We start from the raw sequence: 20174 nt of genomic DNA on the forward strand, positions 1-20174 counted from the left end.
AACTTCCCGCCCCGCGCCGTTATTTTAACTAGTTATTCCTTCCGCGTCATGTCCGATACCTTAACTACCGCTGCTCCCGACTTGCTGCCCGCCGCCCGTCAGGCCCTGAAACGGTATTACGGCTACGACAATTTCCGCCCCATGCAGGGCGACATCATCCAGCACATTCTCAGCGGGAAAGACACCGTGGTGCTCATGCCCACCGGCGGCGGCAAGTCGGTCTGCTTTCAGATTCCGGCCGTGGTGTCGGAGGGCACCTGCGTGGTCGTTTCGCCCCTCATCGCCCTGATGAAGGACCAGGTGGAAGCGCTGAAAGCCAACGGCATCGCGGCGGCTTACATCAACAGCAGCGTGGGCCAGAGCGAGTCCAACGACATTGCCCGCGCCGCCGTGAGCGGGCACCTGAAGCTGCTCTACGTGTCGCCGGAAAAGCTGCTTTCGGAAGGTTTTCTGCAGTTTTTGCAGCGGGTCAATATCAGCCTGTTTGCCATTGACGAAGCGCACTGCATTTCGAGCTGGGGCCACGATTTTCGGCCCGAATACACCCAACTGGGGCAGCTGCGGAATCACTTTCCCAACACGCCCATCATCGCGCTCACGGCCACGGCCGACCGCCTGACCAAGCGCGACATCATCACCCAGCTCAACCTGCACCAGCCCAAGGTGTTCCTGTCGAGCTTCGACCGGCCGAACATCAACTTGCTGGTGCGCCCCGGACAGGACCGCATGGGCTCGGTGCTCGACTACATCGGCCGCCACCCGCAGGACCCGGGCATTATCTACTGTCTTTCGCGCAAAACCTGCGAAACCGTGGCCCAGAAGCTCATCGCCAAGGGCGTGAAGGCGGGGCACTACCACGCCGGCATGACGCCCCTGCAGCGCGGCAAGGTGCAGGAGGCCTTTTTGCAGGACGACTTGCAGGTCATCGTGGCCACCATCGCCTTCGGCATGGGCATCGACAAGAGCAACGTGCGCTGGGTGATGCACTACAACCTGCCCAAAAACATCGAGGGCTACTACCAGGAAATCGGCCGGGCCGGGCGGGATGGCGCGCCCAGCACCGCCATCCTGTTCTACAGCTTCGCCGACGTGATGCAGATGCGCGAGATGGTGACCAAGGACGTGCCCGCGCGTCAGGCCCAACTCAACACCGCTAAGCTGGAGCGCATGCAGCAGTTCGCGGAAGCCGCTTCTTGCCGCCGCAAAATCCTGCTCAACTACTTTTCCGAAACCCTGGGCGAAGACTGCGGCAACTGCGACATCTGCCGCAACCCGCCCACGACCTTCGACGGCACCCTCATTGCCCAAAAAGCCCTCTCGGCCGTGTTCCGCAGCCGCGAGAAAGTGGCTATTAATCTGCTGATTGACATCCTGCGCGGCATGCGCAACCAAGCCGTGCTGCAAGGCGGCTACGACCAAATCAAGACCTACGGCGCCGGCTCCGACCTCCCGTATTTGGACTGGTACAGCTACATCCACCAGATGCTGAACGACGGCCTGTTCTACATCGCCTACGAGGAAGGCTACGCCCTGAAAATCACCGAGCGCGGCCATCAGGTGCTGAAAGGCCAGCTTACGCTCAATCTCAAGAAGTTCCAGCCCGCCGAGAAGGCCGAAAAGCCCACCCGCGCCAGCAAAAAAGCTGCGGCTACCACCGCGACCATCGGCACGCCCGAGGCGCAACTGTTCGAGAAGCTGCGCCGCCTGCGCAAGGCCATTGCCGACGAGCAGGGCGTGCCGCCCTACGTGGTGTTCTCCGACGCCACGCTGCAGGAAATGGCGGCCGAGCGGCCCGTCAGCCGCGTGGGCATGCTGGGCATTTCGGGCGTGGGCATGAAGAAGTTCGAGACCTACGGCGAGGCCTTCATCAAGCTCATTCTGGAGCACGGCGGCGGGCAGTACGTGCCCTCCGATTCGGACAGCATGTTCAACGAGCCGCGCCCGCGCCTGGCCGCGGCCGAGAAAACCGCGACGGCCGACAAGCCCGTGAGCGACTCCGAAGATGCCACCGTGCAGTTCCACCAGATGGGCCTTTCGCCGGAGGATATTTCCGAGCGCCGCGGCCTGGCCCTGAGCACCGTGAAAACGCACCTCTACACCGCCTACGCCAAGGGCCGCGAGCTGCGCATCCAGGACTTTGTGAGCGACTCGGAGCTGGCCGAAATCCTCACTGCCCGCGCCCAACTCGGCAACGACGCCACCCTGCGCGACCTGTTCGACCACCTGCGCGAGAAGTACGACTATTTCCAGCTGCGCATGGCCGCGCTGTACCACAAGCGCCTGCGCGGGCAGTAGCTTAGTTGCCACACCGTTTTCTTCTGATAACTATGGCTAATGCTCACCCAAGAATCACTGCCAGTCACGAAGTTATGCTGGGTAAACCCGTCATTCGGGGCACTCGGCTTACCGTCGAGCTGCTGCTGCGCAAGCTCGCCGAAGGCGCAAGCACCGCTGATGTGCTGGCCATGTATCCGCAACTGGAAGCCGCCGACGTGCAGGCGGCTTTGGAATACGCGGCCGCCATGCTGGCTAAAGAAGAGGTTATCGGTTTCGCCGCGTGATTCTCGCCGATGAAAACATCGACCACAGCATAATAGCTGCCTTGCGGGCAGCCGGCTATCTGGTCGATTCGCTTTATGAGTCGCACCGCAGCCTCAGCGACGCGGCGATTATTGAGCTTGCGCGGCATCCGCCCCGCATCATCCTGACCGAAGACAAAGATTTTGGCGAATGGGTATTTGCACACGGCATCCGCGACGTCAGCGTGATTTTTCTACGCTACCATTTCCGGGATACTGCCGCGTTGCTGGCGACGTTGCTGGAATTACTACGCACGCGACTGCCCAATTTGCATGGCGCTTTCACTACCGTGGCGGTGCAGAAAATCCGCATTCGCCCCCTCTGAGGCTATGTTGCAACCATCCGTCCCTTCTACTTGGCGTGCTTGGCCGCGCCGCATCCTCCTCGCCCTCGCGGCCCTCGTCATCGCCGCCTTCGCGGGCCTGATGCTCACCAAAACGCTGCCCTACTACACCTTCGAGAAGGGCATCCACTTCCTCACCACCAAGAGCGACGAAACCAACGACAACCCGGTTTTCCGGCTGGGGTTCTACGTGCACATCACCACCAGCCTAGTGGTGCTGGTGCTGGGGCTGCTGCAGTTTCTGCCGGTGCTGGCGCGGCGCGGGCCGGGGCTGCACCGGCGGCTGGGCAAGGGCTACGTCGTCGGCATATTGGCCCTGGCGGCGCCGTCGGGCCTCATTCTGGCGCGCTTTGCCAACGGCGGACTGGCCGCGCAGGTCGGCTTCACGCTGCAGTGCCTGGTGTGGTGGCTTTGCACCTGGAAAGCTTACCGGGCCGCCCGCCAGCGCCAGTGGAGCCTGCACGTGGAGTGGATGCTGCGCTCCTTCGCCGTGACGCTGGCGGCGCTGGCCCTGCGCGGCGAGAGCTACCTGATGTATTACGTATTTGAAACCAAGCCCATTGAAACGTATTTGACGGTGACGTGGCTCTCGTGGGTGGGCAATTTGATACTGGTGGAGCTACTGCTTGAGGCCGGAGTGGGGCGGTATTTCCTGCGGACATTTATGCCGGAACTGCGCAGTAAATTGGCGGCATGAAGCTGCTATTTTGCTCCATTTCAAGCTGCTTGCCCGTGGCTAGGGCAAGTACTATAGGTTAATCGGAGGTAGTTGTTTTGGTTACCTCACTACCTCAATCCAGCCTTTTAACTGACGCTGGGTTTGGGTTTGTCGCAAGAAGTAATAATACATTCCGCTGCTTAGTCCGGCCGCGTCCCAATCTTGCCGGTAAGGCAGGGCCGAGTAAACCAGCGCGCCCCAACGATTGTATATGGACAATTGCCAGGGAAGGTCCTCCAATCCGATAATTCGTAATCGGTCGTTTTGGCCATCTCCATTCGGCGTGATGATGTTGGGGATAAACACGTGGTCCCGACAGTCTAGCAGGCGGACCTGCACAGAATCGGTGGCGCTGCATACGGGCGTTGAGACGGTGACCCAGTACAGGCCCGGCTTCGTTGGCGTGAACGTGGGGAGGGTAGAACCGTCTTGCCAGCGGTACGCGACGCCGCCGGGAAGGGTGGCGTCGAGGACAAAGGGCGCTGATGCATTTTGACACACGGTTGTATCCGGGCCTAGGTGGATGGCGGGGGGAGTCAAATAAACCACACGCTTGGCGGCTCGCTGGCTGCAACCAGCTGCATTGATGGCTTCTACCCAATAGGTTGCCGGCCCGCTAACCCTTAAGGAGGGCCCCGTTGACCCGTCGGACCAATGGTACCGGGTTCCGGGCTCATCCGGCTGTGGCCGCAGGGTAATCGTTTGGCCGACGCAAAGAACCGTGTCCGGCCCCAACGTGACCCGCGGCACGGGCGCCGCGGCCACGTGCAGCGAATCGCGGGCGGTGCATCCGGCTGCGTTGGTCACGTCCACCCAATACCAGCCGGGGCCACGCGTGGCGTGGGTGGGGGCAACGGAGCCGTCTTGCCAGCGGTACGTGGCCCCGGAAGCAGAGGCGTTCAACACAAGGGAAGCGCCCGGGCACAGCGCCGTGTCCCGGCCCAACCGAACCACTGGTTGCGGCTGCACCGCCACCGTGCGGCGCAACACCGGGCGAAAGGCATTGGGAAAATACAACGTGAGCGAAACATCATACGAGCCCGGGGCCGAATACACGTGACGGGGCGCAAAAAGCCGGGACGAATTTTGCGCCCCGGTTGGTGGGTCTCCGAAATTCCATCGGACCGAGTCCGGGCCGTACGTTGCGGGAAACCCAAAGCCCACTGCCGCGCCCTGACACAAGCCGTCCACGGTAAAATTCCACAAGTCCTGTTGCCGAAAGGACGGCAGCCCCAGTTCGCTGAGGCGCCCGCCCAAAGGCGCTCCGTTATCCACCAACCCACAGGCCGCCCCGAGCCGATTGGGTGCGGTGATGACCCCCAAAGATTGATTAAACGGATTGCCCGAACGGGCCACGTAGATGCGGCCATCCGGGCCCAGCTGCAACGCATTTTTTGAACCGTTTCCGAAGCCCGGTTGGGCCACCGAAGGCAACTGGACCACTGAGGCGGCAAGATTGGCGGCCGTCAAGTCGTATTGGTACACGGCCGGGTACCCGGGGTCCGTGACGTAGAGTTTGGTGCCATCGGGGGAAAATTCCACGCCGTAGCTGAGCAGATGCGGAGGAGGCAAAACCACCGGGTTGGTAACCGCGCCCGTTGCGGCGTCAAAATCGAGCAATTCCAGGCTGGCTTCTGCTTGAGGCCGCTGCGAATTGACCGTGCCCGTGGCAAGGGCCAGCCGGCGGCCATTGGGCGAGGCCTTAAGCTGGCCAATGGCCTTAACCCCACTGTGCACAAAGGCATCGCGACTCAACACCGGAACCGGATTCACTCCGGTGGCCGTGAGGAGAAACACCGTGAAAAGGTCCGAATTCTGCTCATGCGCAATAATCCACTCGTCGCGGCAATTCGCGTGGGGCACCGCCGTCACGCGTTCGGTCGAGGAAGCGCGCAGCACCACGTTCTGCTGCGTAACCTCGCCCAGGCCGCCCTGCAAGGAGAGGTCAACTATTGAATAGCGCAGCCCGGTATTGGCTGAGTACTCCGAAGGGCTAAAAATGTAAAAGAGCTGGTCGTTGCCGGGTTGGGGCACAATCAAATGCTGGGTGGTGGAAGTATTGCCCTGCAGCAAGGCCCCGTTGGCCATTACTTGGTGGAGCCGGTTCCAGACCGTTCTGCCGTTGGTATAAAAAAGCAATCGGCCCAAACTATCGGCGCGGCTGCTACAGCCCTCCTCCGACGACAACGCCCCCGTCGTCAAGGCGACGGGGGGGCCGCTGGCCCGAAAATCCAGGCCTGCCTGCTGACCAAAATACCACTGAGACGCCTGCAGTTGCGCATGGGCCGTCAGTGATGCCACCACGCATAAGCAGACGGCCCAAAACCACCCCCTCGGGTGGTGTGTGCGGCGGCAGGCGTTGCCGCGAGGCCGTCGCTTTGCCCCAACCGCGTGAAGCCGACGCATAGGGGTCAGCGGCGCGTAATGCGCAATCTGACCGACTTGTTTTTCGTCGCGGTCTGGTCATACCCCGTCGTTGGCTCAATGCTGAGCAGGCGAATGTCATACCGAACGCCCGGCGCGGCTACGGCGGCTGAGTCGGTGCCCGTCGTGCACGTGCCCCAGCAGAGCGAAATGGATTGGTCGGGGCCCCCTGGCAGGGTAACGTGCAACTTGGCCGTTACATAACTTTTGGGGACGTACGTCGGACTCCCTTTCTGAATGCGTTGGTCGTCCAGGTCGGCCAGGCGAACCTGAAGTTCCGGGGAACTTTGCTGCGGCAACGCAGCCGTTTGGTGGTAAGCCAGGGCAAATGCTTGTTGAAAAGGCGCCGCAATGTCCGCGGGGCTTTCCTCCGACTTTTGACAGGCTACGAACGCCAAGCCGAACAAGGGAAACAAAAGAGCGTTTTTCATGGCACGAGCGGAAAGAAGAACAAAGACACGCAACCATTCAGTTGCTTCAGGCCCAATGCCCGAAGAGAATAGTTGCGTGTCTTGACGTTCAGGGGGGTTACAATGTGCAGGGAGGAAAGCGGATGGCATAAACGGCTTGCAAGCCTCCTAACAATACAAAAGAATTACTTGATAACCTGGAAACGGCGAGTTGTGTGCCATTCCCCGTTTGAAATATGCAGTTGGTATACCCCGGCTGGCATCCCCGATACGTTCAGGTTCAAGGTCCTCACGCCAGCGGTAACCGTTTGCGTTAGCCATTCCCGTCCCAGCGCGTCCGTTGCCACCAGCTTTAGGTCACTGCCCGATACCGGCAGCCCCAGGGTGATGGCTTGAGTGGCCGGGTTGGGGAAGACAACAAAATCAGCGGATGCGGCCTTTTTCGTTTCCTCGCTTGCGTCGGCAACGCCCCGTTGCACTGGGCACTTGCAAAGCGAGCACTGTCTGGTCGACACCTTTTTGGTCTTGGTGGTGCTCGTGCCGTTAATAGCAATAACAACGGTTACCGTAGCCGATGATACGTAATCCGGAACATACGTTAATTCAAAATCCTCGCCCACTTGGCTGAATCCCCAATCGGGGTTGTTGCAGGACCAGGTTTTGACGGCGCCCGCCGAGGCTTGCACGGTGTAGAGCTGATACACGCTCGGCCCGTTTTCCAGGCAATAAGAAATAGGCCCTTGGATTGCCGAGGCGCAAACTGTTGGGAAGGGGTCACCCACCCCAACTCCGTACCATGCTTTGGTAACTGCTTCCACTTCCAAGGAGCAGGCCCCGTAGATGTTGGTGGCGGCCTGAATGGTCGCGGCTCTTGAATCCGGGTAGTTAGCGTACTGGAACAAGTAGCCCGTCAGGGCCGCATATGCTATCCGAGCGGCCTTATCGGGCCCAATTGCCGGCACCAGGGGGCCCCGGGAACCGGCTCCCCCAACCGACAGCAGATAAAACCACCGGTTTTGCACGCCGCAATTGATGTGCACGCCCCCGTTATCGTAGGGGTTGTACACGTCCTGCCAGCCGCTGCCAGTGCCTTGGTAGTACTGGGCCTGCGTGGACAGCGAAGGCCCGGTATTGGCAAAGGAACGGGGGGCACCCGCCCGGCTGCCAAGCACCCAATCGATGTTTCCGTACACTGTCCGCTCGGTCATCAGGCCGAAAATGTCAGAAAACGATTCGTTCAAAGCGCCGGATTCCTGCGCATTACCCAACACTCCGGTAATGCGGGTCACGCTATGCGCAAATTCGTGCGCCACAATGTCTAATTCAGCCAGGCTGTTCTGGCCATACCGGCCGATATGAAAATAATCCTTGTTGTCCGAGTCCGAATGGGTGTAGAACGTGTCGTAGCCGTTGTCGGGATGGTCAACTTGCACCCGCCTTTCGATGTTGTTATTGCTTCTGCCCAACGACGCAAAATAGTCGTGTGCTTTTTCCATCGACCAATGGGCTGATGCCGTAAGCATGGACTCGGTGGTGTTATTCCAGGAATTATTGCTGCCCCAATAGATGTAATTTAAGCAGCTCCAGCACGGGTCGTTGGTGTTGGCATATTTTGAGGCGATTACGGCACCCCGGCACCAATCTTCGAGCAAATAGTTGTAGGGGGCGTAGGGGCGTTGGTCTGTCTGTATTGTTTGAACACCGTTGTAAACGGTGGTCACCGTTCCATCGTAGCAATTATCGCGCAGCGAAACCTTTTTAATGGTTTGCCCATTGGTTGCGTCCACGTACACGGCCCATTGCCCGGAAGGCGTAACGGCATTGATTTCATACCGGTAAGCAAGGCGGTATTGGCGAGCCTTTTTTTGTAAAGATTCCGTGGTGGGGGTGTATATTAACTGGGCTTTTGGATAATAGCTGGCGGTGGCGCTGGCCATTTCTGCGCGCAAAGCGCCTTCACGTTCAGGGTCTTGCCAATAATAGCGGGTTGCGTTCACTGCTTTCAGCGCAACCTGAAGGCCTGCCTGCTCGCTCAAACCAGCACTGGCGCTTGTTCCAAGGCCATGAGCCAGCGCACCCGCCGCGTGATGGGCCTTCTTGTCGCGGGCATACACACTGAAATCGGCTCCTTCAACCGGCACGCCCAAGTGGAATTGCCGATAATGATACCGCTGGATGCCACCATCAAGTTTCTGCACTTCCAGTAGCTGCATCTCGTCGGATGGTTCCAGGCCAAAAGCCGCTTTGCGTTCCGTAAGGACGCGGCCCGGGCTGTCTTCAAAATCATCGTTGAAGTACACGTACCCATCGGAGCGAACTTCTTTGGCGATTTTAGTTATTTCAGCGGCGGGATATGGAATCGGCGCAGCCGCTTTGGGAAGAGACTGCGCCGCAACGGTTGCCATCGAGCTGCATGCGCTGAGCCCAAACCAAGCGAGGCGCAGTTTACGGAGCAACCCGCGTGACTGGTCTTTACAAGCCGGAGTAAGTGTTTTCATCATGAAAAGGGGGTTAAGTGAAAAAATGAGCAATTATAATCAAGTGTAAAATGCCAGAAATAGTCACTCCGCATGCTGGTTTAAGGTGCAAGAGCGCATCGTAAATGCTGTTGCGAAGCATGTTGCTGCATCTATGCTTTTGGCCCCATCTTATCAGGAATACACCCAGAGCCTGCGTGCAGAGCCTGCGTGCTTGAGCAAGCGCAATAGGGCCTGCCCCGCAAACGAGGATGCGCTAAATTCCGAGTGGGCTATGCTATGATGGACCCAAAAAAAAACAAGTTGAAAAATGCCTGACAGGCACTCTTCTCCACAACTACAGCAGTTGTGTACCGAGGACGCAAAGGGTAGAATTAGTCAAGGCCGGATGCCGACATGACTAACGATGCGAACAGCGGCGGCCCCATAAGGCGGGGCACCTGAGGTTCACGAATGGAAGACTTCAGGAAGATTAGCTTCGCCCGGGTGGAGGCTCGGGCAGCACTGTGTTTGTAGAAGTTTGTAGAATCCAAAAGGAGACTGTGCAAATATACCGGGAATTCTGACTTTTCAAATTTGAGGGCGTTTAGAAACCACTTTTTATAAAAAAAGAATTGTATGACCCCTTCTGCACAAAATTTCCTGCATAAAAAGGAAAAAAAACGAATCAATTTGGGTGCGCTTGCACGCAGAAAATCCGTGCTGCTTTTCCTGGGCCGCCCGCCAGCGCCAGTGGAGCCTGCACGTGGAGTGGATGCTGCGCTCCTTCGCCGTGACGCTGGCGGCGCTGGCCCTGCGCGGCGAGAGCTACCTGATGTATTACGTATTTGAAACCAAGCCCATTGAAACGTATTTGACGGTGACGTGGCTCTCGTGGGTGGGCAATTTGATACTGGTGGAGCTACTGCTTGAGGCCGGAGTGGGGCGGTATTTCCTCCGGGAGTTTATGCCGGAACTGCGCAGTAAATTGGTGGCATGAAAACCATTATTTGGCTACCTCTGCTGGCATTTGCAGGTGTGGCCTGCCAGCCCCAAACCGATGCTGCCGTCGGAAAAACTGCTCCCGCCGCGCCTACTGCCGTAGCGGCGCAGCAGCACGTTCCGGCGCAACCGGCGGCTTCGGCCGCGCCGACGCCTTTGCAGCAAGTTGATTTGGCGTATGCCTGGAGTAATGCCACCGCCGAAGCCAAGAGCAATGCCACGATGGAAGGATTTTACGGCCCCAACCATTACCGCATTTCCTTCTACTTTTCGAAGGTGCGCCGCGACTCGCTTCATCCCGAGCAATACCACATTTGGGGCCTCAACCGCTACAAAAAGGCGATTACGCCCTTTAAGGGCACGTGTACGGTCACGCGCTTTGCGGCCCTGCCCGACACCGCCGAGATGGCGAACAGCAGCAAGGTGCGCGCCTACACGGCCTTTGCCGAGTACACCCTCCGCGAAGACCCCCAAACCAAAGGGGCCGGGGTGTATTCGGGCAAGGCGATGCTCGATTTTTGCGTCGATGCCCGCAACCGGGCCCGTCAGGTCACTTTCAACGGTCCCGACCTTGGCCTCGGTAATCCGACCAAAGGCAGTGGCCTGCTATTTCAAGGCGTGTGGCGGGACAACCGAACCGGCCAGCAAATGCCGGCTTCCTGGTGCAGCAACTTTCTCGTGGTAGTGCCCGAAGCGTTAGAGAAAATCGGCTTGGGTTCGCGCGGCGACACCATCTACCCTGAGCTGGCCAAATACGGTTGGAATGATTGGTACGAAAATGACGAATGGTGGGCCAAATCGCCCAAGCCCCAATTCAACCTATGACGCTGTTGCAGTGAAACCTATGGCCGTAACTTTTACCTCACGCTTGGTTAACAAGATGGTGGCTGTTGGGCTGGCTGCCACCGCCACTGCCTGCCAGCATACTGCGCCGCCTGTCGCCAAAGCGGTAACTCAAGCCCCGGCTGCAACGGTTGCCTCGCCTGAAATTCCGGCCACTCAGCCAGAGATGAGCCTTGCTGCCGATTCGCTGACGCCGGAAATGCGCGCCACCCTCCAGCAAGTGAACCTCAGCAAGCTGTTTCTGGCCCCAGAGTCGCAATCGGCAGGCTTTAAAATGGCGCTCGATGGCTTCTTCGGCACCAACCCGCAGCGCCTGTCGCTGGCCATCCTGCAAGCCTCCCGCGACAGCTTGCAGCCCGAAGTAATCCATGTAACTGGCAAAGCGCGCAATCAGAAGCAAGTCACGAATTTTACCGGTGAAATTCGTTTGACTGGCTTGGTGGATTACTACGACCAAAGCTTGCTGCTTTCCCAGGGAGGAGCTGGATTCATTCAGGATACAACAAGTGAGGCGGGCAACATCACGAATGCCCGCGCCTATGCGGCCTCGGCTACGTTTCATTTCGTGGGCCAAGCCCCCGCAACTTATGCGTTGAACGGGCATGCATTCCTCGATTTCTGGCTGATGGATAACGGAACGGTTGGCCAAGTAACTACTCCCGGCGAGGGCATCGTGTTGGAGAAGGCCGCAACCAAAGGCAGTGGCCTTCTATTCAAAGGCAACTGGCAAGATGCAAAAACCAGTACCAGCCCGTCTTTTGTAGTCTGCCGCGACGTCTTTCTGCTTTCGCCCGGCTTTATTAAAGACTTTGGCATTGGCGACCGGGGAGCGCAGGTCAACCCCAAATATGCCAAGCTAGGCTGGAGCAGTTATTGGGAAACCGACGAATGGTGGGCCGAGTCTCCCAAGCCCAAACTAAGCCTCTAGCATGACTTGCCCTGCATGAAAAACGCAGCCTTTTTATTCCTGTTGGCGCTGGCCGCCTGTCAGCCGCAAGCAAGGCCGGCCAGCCAGGCTAGTGCAGCAGTCCCGGCACCTGCCAAAATCACCGCTGTGTCCTCGACGCTGCCGGCCGTGTTCGCCCCTCACGATACCCTTACGGCCGCCGCCCGCGCCGTTCTGCGCCGCTACGACTTGTCGTCGCTGTGGCAGGGCACCACGAGCGGGCCGCAGTCTACCGCCGTGCTGGAAGGCTTTTTCGGCCCCGACCACTACCGGTTTGCGCTGGCCCTGACCGAAGTGCACCGCGATGCCGACAACCCCGCCCTCTACCACGTGCGCGGCAAGTGCCACTACCGCAAAAATGTGCGGCCTTTTACCGGCACACTCCTCATCCGGCAGGTAGAAGACCTGGAGCCGCCCTATGAATTCGACTACACCGATGCCACCGCACCCAACCAAAGCGAAGCCGCTGGCTCCGATTCGGCCGAAACAGTATATGAGCGAAAAGTGGAACTGGCGCATCCCCGCGAAGTGCGGGCGGAGTTGCGCATCAAAGAAGTAGAGCAAGCCAATGCGGGCGAGATGCTGGCCGCCGCTTCGCTGCTATTCTACGTGAAGTCCAACGGCCACCTGGGCTACATCCGAGCGCCGTTTCGGGGCACCGATGGGCTGTACAACGCGGGCTACCTGCTCATCAACGGCAGCCGCCTCAACATCAGCACGAAGCAGGTGAAACAGTTCGTGGTGGCCGACAACGTGTTTTCCGCCGCGCCGGACGTATATAAGGACTTTGAAATCGGCGACCGTGGGGGCGAGATGAACCCGAAGTATGCCCACTTGGGCTGGAATGAAAAGTGGGAAAACGAAGAATGGTGGGCCGACTCACCCAAGCCCAAACTCAACCTTTAACTTACAAGAAGCCACGCAATGCCTATGAAACCCTTCTTTCTCCTTATCGCCGGTATTGGCGCCAGTTGGCTGGCCGTTGCGTGCCAGCCTCAAACCAAGCCGGCGGCGGTTCAGGTTCCGCAGTCAGTTGCGACCGCAGGGCCTACGATGGTCAAGTCCCAGGCCCCGCCCGCTACGCCCGAAGCCCCAACTGCTGACGTCCCGGCCACGCCGCCGGTGGCCGATGTGCCGGCCTTTCTGGCGGCCCACAACCTGGCGCCACTGTGGCAGGCCGATTTCGACCAAAAGGAGAATGGCAACACCCGGCCCACCATTCTCGACGGCTTTTACGGCCCCGAACACCGTCACATTTCGGTCATCCTCGAACGAGTAGTGCAAGATGCCGCCCGGCCCGGCGTGTTCCGGGTGCAGGGCCGCACGCGCTACCGCAAAAACATCACCCCCTTCAGCGGTACCATCACGGTAGAAGGCCTCAAGCCGCTGAATGCCTTCCCCGACCTCGATTCGGCGGAACGGGCGCAGGCCCGCGTGTACACCGCCTCGGCCCGCTTCGTGCTGCGCGAGGACTCCACCGCTGCGGGCGCGGGCACCTACCGCGGCACCGCCCTGCTCGATTTTTACCAATTGCCAGCGGGTACGCTGGGCCTGGTGCAGGAAATGCCCGGCAGCGACCTGCCCGCCGGTGGTGGCGGCCTGCTGTTTCGGGGGCAGTGGCAAAGCTTCCGCACGGGGAAACGCCAGGAAGTGGCCTTCGCTACCTATGCCGAGGCTGTGCTGCCCGATGCCATGGCCGATTTGTACCTCGGCGACCGCGGCGAAACGCTCAACCCGAAGTACGCCCGCCTGGACTGGAGCGAAGCCTGGGAAAACAACGAATGGTGGGCCAAATCTCCCAAACCCGGGCTCAGCCTCTAATACTAAAACATAGCCATGCCTCGTTGGAACCGTCGAAGCGCCCGCTGGCAATAGCGGCGGCTTGGGCCCACTGTTTTTCGCGGTTCTATGCGTTACCATTTGTTGCTGGCGGCCCCTGCGTTGCTGCTCGGCGCGGCGCGGCCCTTGGGCCGGCCCGCCACCATCCGTCACCCCCAAGCGGCGCCGGCGCCGGCGGCCCTGGCCGCGCCCGGCACCATTCTCCCCAACGCCACGCGCAACGCCCTGCTGGCCCGCGCCAACCTCGGCAAGCTCTGGCAGCACCAGCCCCAGAGCGGCACCGAAGACGTGCTCAACGGCTGCTTCGGCTACGACGGGCGGCGGCTCGAATTCGTCTTCACCACCGTGCAGGCCGATGCCAAAAGCCCCGGCCGCTACCTCGTGGCCGGCAAGTTCCGCTGCTACGGCGACGTGACGCCCTTCCGCGGCAGCATTGAGCTGCAGCAGGTGCAGCGCCTGCCCACCGAGCAGGCCACCTACGCCGACAACGGCGAAACCCGCGTGCCCACTTACTGCGCCACCGGCAGCTTTGCCCTGCAGGCCACCGGCCGGCACGGCCTGGGCGGGCAGTTCGATGGCCGCGTGGCCCTGGATTTCACCCTCACGCCCAGCCAGCGGGCCCAACTGGCCACCTACACCCGCAACCCCGCCACCCGCAACGGCGGCCTGCTCTTCGACGGGCAGTGGCGCGAAGACGCCACCGCCGAAACCACCGTGCCGGCCTTATGGAAACACGGCATCGCCGTGACGCGGCAGGTGCTTTCGCGCTTCGAAGTGGGCGAGCGCGACGTGGCCATCAACCCCCAATACGCCCGCGTGGGCTGGAATAACTTCTGGAAAAACGACGAATGGTGGGTGGAAAAACAAGTAGCTCGACGCTAAAGTGGTGGGCAGAAAATTATTAGCTAAGTGAATTAGTATCTTCGCGCTTGCGTTGCTAACTTCACCAGCCGAATTCGCGTTGAAATCAACGCCATTCCCGGCCGCCGCCCTCCGATGATTAACACTAACCTCAAATTTTGCCGGCGCGAGCTCGCCCTCACGCAGGCCCAGATGGCCGACAAACTCGGCATCAAACGCTCCCTGGTGGGCGCCTACGAAGAAGGCCGCGCCGAGCCCCGCCTCGCCACCCTCGTCAACATGGCCCGCCTGTTCGGCATCACGCTCGACCAACTGGTAACCACCGACTTCAGTAAGAAGAAGAACGCCAAGATTATTGGCTCCGTGCCCGCTGCGGATGCCAGCGGCGCCGAAGACGACACCGACCCGCCCACCTCGCCGGCCGGCGGCAAGCTCCGCATCCTGGCCCTGACCGTGGACAAGGACCAGAACGAAAACATTGAGTGGGTGCCCCAGAAAGCCGCCGCCGGCTACCTGAACGGCTACGCCGACCCGGAATACCTGGAGGTGCTGCCCAAGTTTCGCCTGCCCATGCTCTCGAACACGGGCACGTACCGGGCCTTCGAAATTGCGGGCGACTCGATGCTGCCCATTGCCAGCGGCACGGTCATCGTGGGCCGCTACGTAGAAGACTGGAGCACCATCAAGGACGGCACGCCGTGCATCGTGGTAAGCAAGCGCGAGGGCATTGTGTTCAAGCGCCTGTTCAACAAGTTGCGTTCGGGCGCCATGTTCGTGCTGCACTCCGACAACCCCAACTTCTCGCCCTACGACCTGAACGTGGACGACGTGCTCGAAATCTGGGAAGCCAAGAGCTACATCAGTAGCACGTTCCCCATCGCCGAACTATCGTTGGAGCGCGTGGCCAGCCTCGTGCTCGACCTGCAGCAGCAAGTGGCCCTGCTGAAAAAGGCGTAGTCTGGAGACAGGACGTTCTTTTAGTACCAAGCCCTTCCGTAGCCGCGGAAGGGCTTTGCGGCTTACGGGAGCTAACTTCTGAGGCCGCCGGCCCGTATGCGGTGCACGCCTAACCTCATGCGCCACCACCCATGCTCAAGTACATTTCCGCCGCCGACCGCCACCACGCCGCCCCCGCCGCCTGGCTCAGCAGCTATTTCCTGTTTTCGTTCGCCGATTATTTCGACCGCGACAACATGCATTTCGGCCCGCTTCGGGTGTTCAACGACGACAGCGTGGCGCCGCAGTCGGGTTTCCCGCAGCACCCGCACTCCGAAATGGAAATTGTGACGCTGGTGCTCGAAGGCGAAATCCAGCACCAAGACACGATGGGCAACAAAACCACCATCAAGGCCGGCGAAGTGCAGCGCATGACCGCCGGCACCGGCCTGGCCCACTCCGAGTTCAACCGCCAGGACAAACCCCTGCACTTGTACCAGCTGTGGTTCATTCCGGGCCAGAAAGGCTTGGCGCCCAGCTACGAGCAGAAGGACATCGGTTTTACCAGCGGCAACAAAAATGAGCTGGTGCCCCTCGTGACCGGCCAGAAAGTGCTGGAAGACGTGGTGTACATGAACTCCAACAGCACCGTGTACTGGGCCAACTTAGACTGCGGCAAAGAAATCGAATTCAAGACTTTCCCCATTCGCCTCACCTTCATTTACGTGAAAGAAGGCGTGATTTTCGTGAACGGCACCGAACTGGGCCCCAACGACCAGGCCCGCATGACGGGCGACGACGTGGTGCAAATCCGGGCCAGCAAAGACGCGCAGTTCATCCTCATCGACCTGCCTTCTTCCGAATCCAACTACTAGTTTATCAGAACTTTCAATCCACAAAAAAGCCGGCCCCCGAGCCGGCTTTTTTGTGGGCTGAAAACCGTAGGACGCCTAGAAATTATAGGTCACGCCGGCCGAGAAGCCCGTCGACTTGCCCAGGTTGCGGCCCGCCACGTAGGTGCTGGCGCCCAGCGTCAGGCCGAAGCCGTTGGCAATGGGGCGGTAGCCGCTCACGCCGAGGCGCAGGAAGTTGACGCGCGTGGAGGGAAAAAAGCCGTTGAAGCCGGCTTCCGAAATGTCGGTTCCCCCGTGCGATTCCTGAAAAGAAGCCGAGCCTTCGAGATAGGTTTTGGGGCCGGCGTAGCCGATTTTGGCCTCGCCAATCAGGGCGTGGGGCACCAGCTCGGTGCGCAGACTGTAGCCCACCTGGGCCGTGGCAAACACGCCCGAAGCGGTTTTGAGGTGGGCCAGGCCCGTGGCGGTGTACTTGGTGGCGCGGTTGCCGATGGCGATGATGTAGCCGTAGCCCGTGTTCGACTGGTAGTTGCTCAGGGGCGTGCTGAAGCTCACGGTGCCTAGCAGGTCGAGGATGCTGCTGCCCAGCTCGCGGCTGTAGGCCTTGAACTTGAACAGGGCCGTAATATCCTGGAATCCCTGGCGGACATTGGTATAGCCCTGCGTCGAATACAGCGCGTCGAGGTCGTTAATCACGGTGCCCGGCGCCTTGCCTTTGGACTGGATGTAGGGCACGCTCAGCACAAAGTCCACCTTGTCGGTGAGGCCGTAGGTGCCGTACAGGTTGACGGAATTGACCCGCACTTCCTGGAAAATGGGCACTCCCTGAATCTTTTCCGGGGCGAGGTAAGCGCTTGTATAGCTTTCGGTGGTGCCCGATACCACTACCGAGCCATGGTGCCTGCCCGCCATGAAACCACTCACCAAGCCCTGGGCCCGTGCTGCCGGCGCCTCAAAGGCCAGTCCCAAAATACCGAGCAGTAGAGTAGCATGTTTTTGCATAATAAAAAGATTGAGTAAAAACTAAAGGAGAGGTAGCAGGTACTGGTTGAACCGCTACAAAGGGCGAATGGCGCAATCTACGCGCGAATTCATGGCCTTGGATTTACCTTAGCGCAATCCGTGGGCACTTTAAATTCGTTTGTACTCAACTCATTGCGTCTAAATCCGGCATTTGCTCGATAAACACAACTATTCCCCCGATGAAAAAATATTTATCCCTTAGAGGCAGTGCCCTGCTGGGCCTGCTGCTGCTGGGCGGCTGCGCCAAAAACAAAGACGTGGAACCGTCCATCACCAACATTGCCGTCACCAACCCTGACTTCCAGACCTTGGAAGACGCCGCCATTCGCGGCGACGTGGCCGTGCTGCTGGGCAACCCCAACCCCGGCGACCCCTCGGGCAACTTCACGGTGTTTGCCCCCACCAATGCGGCCTTTGCCCGCCTGGGCCTGCGCCAGGCCGCCGACCTAACGGTTCTGCAGCAGCCTTTTTTGCGCAACACGCTGTTCTATCACGTGTTCAGTGGCACGCTGCCGGGCACGGCGCTGGTGCCGGGGGCGGCGTCGCCCTCGGCTTTGTCGGCGGCACCGGGCTTCACGCGGCGCATCATTCAGCGGCCCGACGGCACCAAATACGTGAATGGCTCCAAAATCCTGGGCACCGACGTGCCCGCCTCTAATGGCCTCATTCACCCCATTGATAAGGTGCTGCTGGCTACTGGTGGCAATGTGGTAGAGTCGGCGGTGGCGCTGAGCAAAGGGGAGGTGTTTGTGAAGCCGGAGCTGACGTTTCTGGTGGCGGCAGTGGTGCGCTGCAACCTGCAAGGGCTGCTTTCGGCCCCGGGGCCCTACACGGTGTTTGCCCCGACGGACCAGGCCTTTATCGATGCCGGCATTCCGAACATTGACGCCATCAACAAAATGGACGTGACCGCGCTCAGCGGCATCCTGGCCAACCACGTGCTCAGCAACACCGCCGCGGCGCAGCTCGGCAACAAGTTCACGCCCGAGCTGCCGGCCGGCAGCACCGTCACGGCTTTCGGCGGCCGCCCGCTGGTGCTGGGCGCGTTCACCGACGGCGTGCTGACCGTGAAGGGCGCCACCAATACCGCACCGGCCAACATGGTGATTCCGGACGTGCAATGCACCAACGGGGTGGTGCACGTCATCGACCGGGTGCTGTTGCCATAGGCGCGAGGCTGGGCGGGCGCCAGGAAGTATTTTGTCATTCACTATGTTAACAAAAATTTTCTGTCTCGGCGGAATGTGGGTGCTGCTGGCGGGGCTGCTGCCGGGCGTGGCACAAGGCCAGGAAGTGCCCGCGCCGGCCAGCACCGCAACCCCGCTGCCCCAGCCGGCCGGCCCGGTACTGGCCGGTGTGTGGAAGGGGCCGCTATCTATTCCCGGCGGCAGCTTGCCCATCCAGCTCAACATCCTGCAGCCGGAGCCCAACGCCAAGCCCACGGCCACCCTGGACCTGCCGGCCAAGCGCCTCAACCGCCTCCCGATGACGCTCACCGCGCGGGGCGATACCCTGGTGTTTTACGCGGCGGTGGCCGATTGCCGGTTCGTGTGCGTGCCGGCCGCCGCCGGGCAGGAGCTACGCGGCACTTGGACGCAGCCCGGCCTGCGCGTGCCCCTTACCCTGAGCCGCAGCCGTGCCACCGAAACAGCGGCTACTGCCGCGCCCAAAGCCGCGGCGGCACCCGCGGCCTCTTACCACACCGAGCCGGTGAAGCTGCTGAGCCAGCCCGGCGACGTGCCGCTGGCCGGCACCCTCAGCATTCCGGACGGGCCGGGGCCGTTTCCGGCGGCCGTGCTGCTCTCGGACATGGGCAGCCAGGACCGCGACGCGCGCCAGGGCAACTACCGGCTGTTTGCGGGCATGGCCGCCGCGCTGGCGCGCCAGGGCATTGCCGTGCTGCGGCTCGACGACCGCGGCGTGGGCGAGTCGGGCGGCAACGGCGCCCAGGCCACCACCGCCGACCTGGTGCGCGATGCCCAAACCGCCCTGACCTACCTGCGCCTGCGCCCCAGCCTCGACGCCTCCCGCACCGGCCTCATCGGGCACGGCGAGGGCGCCAACGTGGCCCTGCTGGCCGCCGCGCAGCCCGTACCGCCGGCGTTTGTGGTGGCCCTGGCGGCCTCGGGGCTGGTCGGGCTCGACTTGCTGGCCAACCAGCCCGAGCCTGTTGGCAACCCCGCCGACACGGCCCGGGCGGGCCTGGCCCGCCGCCAGGCCTGGGCCGATGCCCTGAGCAAAGCCGCCCAGCTGCGCGCCAGTGGCTCCAACGCAGCCCAGGTGGAAACCTACCTCAGCCAGCAGCGGCTCAAACTGAAGAATGAAGAACGCCGGCAGGCCGAGGCCACGCTCAAATTTCGGCGCACCATGTTTGAAATTGTGCGGCAAACGGCCAACGACGACCAGGCGCAGGCCATTGTGGTGAACATGCTGCGCCAGCGCTACCCGGACCAGGACGCGGCCCTGGCCCGCGCCCGCGCCGCCCAACTCACCACGCCCTGGTACCGCCACTACCTACGCTTCGACCCCCAACCCACGCTGGCCGACGTGCAGTGCCCCGTGCTGCTGCTGCAAGGCACCGACGACGCCGAAGTGAATGCCACCACCAACCTGGCCGCCCTCGAAAAAGGCCTGCGCGGCAACAGGCGTGTAACCACCCGCCGCCTCCCGGGGGTGAACCACTGGTTTCAGATGCCCCGGGCCGAGCAACTGGCCGCCGAAGCCGCCGCCCTCGACCCCGTGATTTCGCCCCTGCTGCTGGATGCCGTGCGCGACTGGGTGCTACAGCAAACGGGGCAGTAGGGGTAAACATGAAAGCAGCAGAAGGAGGAAGAAACCGAAAAACAAGAACGTCATGCTGAGCTGGTCGAAGCATCTCGCGTGCAAGAGTAAATGAATTACTGCTGCACGCGAGATGCTTCGACCAGCTCAGCATGACG

General features: G+C 60.8%; 18 protein-coding genes. 14 read left to right on the forward strand and 4 right to left on the reverse strand.

Annotated elements, in window-relative coordinates; translation table 11 throughout:
- Positions 1 to 48 precede the first annotated feature (48 nt).
- The 4 genes from recQ to I2H31_RS09880 are packed head-to-tail and all read left to right on the forward strand — an operon-like array spanning position 49 to position 3620.
- Positions 49 to 2295 (forward strand): DNA helicase RecQ, encoded by a 2247-nt coding sequence (gene recQ, locus I2H31_RS09865; RefSeq protein WP_196292853.1) that lies wholly within the window; start codon positions 49 to 51, stop codon positions 2293 to 2295.
- A gap of 32 nt (positions 2296 to 2327) precedes the next feature.
- Positions 2328 to 2561, forward strand: coding sequence for a DUF433 domain-containing protein (locus I2H31_RS09870; RefSeq protein ID WP_196292854.1), 234 nt, complete (start codon positions 2328 to 2330; stop codon positions 2559 to 2561).
- Entirely contained in the window at positions 2558 to 2905 is a 348-nt protein-coding gene (locus tag I2H31_RS09875; RefSeq protein ID WP_196292855.1) for a DUF5615 family PIN-like protein, read from the forward strand. The genes I2H31_RS09870 and I2H31_RS09875 overlap by 4 nt, the downstream gene beginning before the upstream one ends.
- A gap of 4 nt (positions 2906 to 2909) precedes the next feature.
- The gene (locus I2H31_RS09880; protein WP_196292856.1) at positions 2910 to 3620 is read left to right on the forward strand and encodes a DUF2306 domain-containing protein; all 711 of its coding nucleotides are present in this window, start codon (positions 2910 to 2912) and stop codon (positions 3618 to 3620) included.
- Positions 3621 to 3701: 81 nt separating this feature from the next.
- On the opposite strand, the gene I2H31_RS09885 is transcribed toward I2H31_RS09880, so the two are convergent.
- The 3 genes from I2H31_RS09885 to I2H31_RS09895 form a co-directional block, all read right to left on the reverse strand.
- The gene (locus I2H31_RS09885) at positions 3702 to 5729 is read right to left on the reverse strand and encodes a T9SS type B sorting domain-containing protein (RefSeq protein ID WP_196292857.1); all 2028 of its coding nucleotides are present in this window, start codon (positions 5727 to 5729) and stop codon (positions 3702 to 3704) included.
- A gap of 323 nt (positions 5730 to 6052) precedes the next feature.
- Positions 6053 to 6496, reverse strand: a complete 444-nt coding sequence (locus I2H31_RS09890) for a hypothetical protein (protein ID WP_196292858.1) — start codon at positions 6494 to 6496, stop codon at positions 6053 to 6055.
- Between the two features lie 164 nt (positions 6497 to 6660).
- A complete protein-coding gene (locus tag I2H31_RS09895) occupies positions 6661 to 8976 on the reverse strand; it encodes a M4 family metallopeptidase (RefSeq protein ID WP_196292859.1) in 2316 nt (771 codons plus the stop codon).
- Positions 8977 to 9634: 658 nt separating this feature from the next.
- Here I2H31_RS09895 and I2H31_RS09900 point away from each other — a divergent pair.
- The 8 genes from I2H31_RS09900 to I2H31_RS09935 all read left to right on the forward strand — a co-directional run bounded on the left by I2H31_RS09900 (position 9635) and on the right by I2H31_RS09935 (position 16233).
- Entirely contained in the window at positions 9635 to 9931 is a 297-nt protein-coding gene (locus I2H31_RS09900) for a DUF2306 domain-containing protein (RefSeq protein WP_230687630.1), read from the forward strand.
- Positions 9928 to 10758 (forward strand): hypothetical protein, encoded by an 831-nt coding sequence (locus I2H31_RS09905; RefSeq protein ID WP_196292860.1) that lies wholly within the window; start codon positions 9928 to 9930, stop codon positions 10756 to 10758. Before I2H31_RS09900 ends, I2H31_RS09905 begins: the two co-directional genes overlap by 4 nt.
- Positions 10759 to 10777: 19 nt before the next feature.
- Complete coding sequence (locus I2H31_RS09910; RefSeq protein WP_196292861.1) at positions 10778 to 11704, forward strand: hypothetical protein; 927 nt, start codon at positions 10778 to 10780, stop codon at positions 11702 to 11704.
- A 126-nt stretch (positions 11705 to 11830) separates the two neighbouring features.
- Positions 11831 to 12628, forward strand: coding sequence for a hypothetical protein (locus I2H31_RS09915; RefSeq protein WP_196292862.1), 798 nt, complete (start codon positions 11831 to 11833; stop codon positions 12626 to 12628).
- A gap of 147 nt (positions 12629 to 12775) precedes the next feature.
- The gene (locus I2H31_RS09920; protein ID WP_196292863.1) at positions 12776 to 13543 is read left to right on the forward strand and encodes a hypothetical protein; all 768 of its coding nucleotides are present in this window, start codon (positions 12776 to 12778) and stop codon (positions 13541 to 13543) included.
- Positions 13544 to 13630: 87 nt separating this feature from the next.
- Positions 13631 to 14443, forward strand: a complete 813-nt coding sequence (locus I2H31_RS09925; protein ID WP_196292864.1) for a hypothetical protein — start codon at positions 13631 to 13633, stop codon at positions 14441 to 14443.
- Positions 14444 to 14557: 114 nt separating this feature from the next.
- Entirely contained in the window at positions 14558 to 15379 is an 822-nt protein-coding gene (locus I2H31_RS09930; protein WP_196292865.1) for a helix-turn-helix domain-containing protein, read from the forward strand.
- Between the two features lie 131 nt (positions 15380 to 15510).
- Positions 15511 to 16233, forward strand: a complete 723-nt coding sequence (locus I2H31_RS09935) for a pirin family protein (RefSeq protein ID WP_196292866.1) — start codon at positions 15511 to 15513, stop codon at positions 16231 to 16233.
- A 75-nt stretch (positions 16234 to 16308) separates the two neighbouring features.
- Here the strand turns inward: I2H31_RS09935 and I2H31_RS09940 are convergent, their stop codons facing one another.
- A complete protein-coding gene (locus tag I2H31_RS09940) occupies positions 16309 to 17214 on the reverse strand; it encodes a hypothetical protein (RefSeq protein WP_196292867.1) in 906 nt (301 codons plus the stop codon).
- Between the two features lie 200 nt (positions 17215 to 17414).
- Between I2H31_RS09940 and I2H31_RS09945 the strand changes: the two genes are divergently transcribed.
- Both I2H31_RS09945 and I2H31_RS09950 read left to right on the forward strand, forming a co-directional pair.
- Complete coding sequence (locus I2H31_RS09945) at positions 17415 to 18404, forward strand: fasciclin domain-containing protein (RefSeq protein ID WP_196292868.1); 990 nt, start codon at positions 17415 to 17417, stop codon at positions 18402 to 18404.
- Positions 18405 to 18447: 43 nt separating this feature from the next.
- Positions 18448 to 20037 (forward strand): alpha/beta hydrolase, encoded by a 1590-nt coding sequence (locus tag I2H31_RS09950; protein ID WP_196292869.1) that lies wholly within the window; start codon positions 18448 to 18450, stop codon positions 20035 to 20037.
- Positions 20038 to 20174: the final 137 nt, after the last annotated feature.

The organism is Hymenobacter ruricola (genome assembly GCF_015694525.1).
GTDB lineage: Bacteria > Bacteroidota > Bacteroidia > Cytophagales > Hymenobacteraceae > Hymenobacter > Hymenobacter ruricola.